Raw genomic sequence first — 2289 nt, forward strand, 5'->3', positions numbered from 1 at the left:
CTCAAAAATTTTTTCCGCTAAAATCCAACCTGATTTTCCTCTAAAAACCGCAATATTGGTATAAAATTGCAGATAACTGAAAAAGTATTGGCGAAGTGCGGGCTAAATGGAACTGGAAGTTCAATTTCGACCAAACGGAGCCGATGCTTTTTCAATGGAACTAAGTTATAAAAAAATGTGGAATTGAAAAGCAGCGGCGGCTGAATATCACAAATCTTTCAATCTGCGGTTCAACCCCGCATTTTGCCAATACAATGTTATGTGCAGTTATAATTTGCTTTGGCTTATACTATGATTCAAAATTTCGAAATATACAATCGTAATCCAATTTATAACCTCTTCATTAATCAATTTGAAAAAATAATCACTTTCAATTATTTCTGTTGATTTAATGTTCCTTTGTCCACCTATAGCAAAATGAAAATATCTATTTCTAATGTCAATTATTAACTTTATAAAAAGTCTGTATTGAAATGATAAATTATTATTAGGGTTATCAACAATGAGATTACTCGCATCTATGTATTTTTTTATTATCTGGTAATAATTACGTGATAATATTGTAGGTAATGATGTGAAATCAAATTCAAGTTCCGCATCTAAAAGTAAATTATCTAATATTTTTTCAGTAAATGAATCAAAAAATAATAATTCACTTTTTGAAGTGTCAAAATAGTTTTTCAATTTATTGTAAGTACCAAAGTAATCTCTTGAATATGAAGAATATATTAAAGGAAAACTATATGAAATGTATTCCAAAACTCTATATAAGTGTAAAAAAGCTTTTGTGTGGGAATTTCTACCACAACTGATGAAATACGAACAAAACTCCTCTAATAGAAGGTTGTAATATGAATTATTTATATGATTAGTTTTTATTAAATAATTCTCTAAATCGTCAATTTTTAGTGGACTTGATAAAGCATTTTTTATAGGTTTTGTTGAAGGAATTCGTTTAAATTCCCTACCTAATCTTGAATAATTTATCTGTTGTGCTATTTCTTCACCAGTAAAAGTATTTCTAATCTTTAAAGTACCCGTTAAAAGCCTAACTAAATAAGCTTCTTTTGGTGTAGATGCTGAAATAGTTAGAGAAGTTGTTAAAGATGTTTGATAAGTAGAAGAAATATTTTCAATAAAAATATAATTCATTATAATATTTCATCATTAAAATTGTCAAGTAGTTCAATATCATCTAAATCGTATAGATTTTCAAAATTTTCAATGAAGTATTTTGATAAAGATCTTCTTTCCTTGCTTAATTTTATTGAAGAAAAGTTTAGTGATTTAAAAACTTTTTCAAAAGTTTGTATTGATTTCCAAAAATCTTCAATTCCAAAATTGGTTAAAAATTGATATGATTTTTTTACTCCTACAGAGAAGCCAATTATATTGTTAGTATTGTCAAACCAGGTTTTTAATTCTTTCTTAGTACTAAAATTATTAATAATGCTAATTACGTCAGAAAATTGCAATGAATTATTCATCACCTTAGAATCCATAATTTTCTTTGTGATTAAATTATCCATTTTTTCATCGATAATTTTTTTGTTATCAATTGATATACTATCTGTAATAAAAGCTAAGTAACTTTTAATAATATTTGATTTTTCAAAAGAATTTTCATTTTTCTTGCCAGCTTTTCCTTTTTCCTTGTCAGTAATTATTTTTATTGACAACTCATCAAACTTGTAAATATTTCCTAAAAGAATTTCAATTTGATGATTAGCAGACATAGGTTTCTGCCCATTATTTAAAGTAATCATTCTATAAAGTAAATTATCCATAGAACTACAAACTAATATATTTAAAAATAAAGGTCTTTTAATATCTAATTCTCTGCCAATTTCTGGATTAGTATATGCGGAATGCAATGTATTTAGTCGTTGTATGCCATCTAAAATAAACATATTCTGAACGTTTAATTCTATAAATTTTTGTGCAGAATCCACATTCTTTGGAAAATCCTTTTCTTCAGTTATTATAGCCAAAGTAATTGGAGGCATAATACATCCATCAAATAAATCATCTTTTAATCTTTTATAGAATGATGCATTTTGTAGATTTCTTTGAATATCTAATCTGTTAATTAATGGAAATAAATTTTCAACTGCATATTCATAATTTGTTTTACCAGTTATAAATTTACTTTTAATTACTAAGTCATCGTCTATTGTTGATAATTCTAACATTCTTGGTTGTTTTATAATTGCACATAACGGAAAAAGTATTGGCGAAGTGCGGGCTGGATTTAACTGAAAGTTCAATTCAGAACCGAGCGAAGCCGAT

General features: G+C 26.5%; 2 protein-coding genes. Both read right to left on the bottom strand.

Annotated elements, in window-relative coordinates:
• Positions 1–267: 267 nt before the first annotated feature.
• Positions 268–1152, bottom strand: a complete 885-nt coding sequence (locus AC23MB_RS14160; protein WP_487787624.1) for a hypothetical protein — start codon at positions 1150–1152, stop codon at positions 268–270.
• Positions 1152–2289, bottom strand: a 1138-nt coding sequence (locus AC23MB_RS14165; protein ID WP_487787625.1) for a hypothetical protein, incomplete at its 5' end; no start/stop codon positions are given. The genes AC23MB_RS14160 and AC23MB_RS14165, both read right to left, overlap by 1 nt.

Source organism: Soonwooa sp. T0.1_25, from assembly GCF_057652215.1.

What these genes read in the sequence shown, in the direction of transcription:
- AC23MB_RS14160 (WP_487787624.1), bottom strand. Translation starts at nt 1,152, where the DNA reads ATGAATTATATTTTTATTGAAAATATTTCTTCTACTTATCAAACATCT.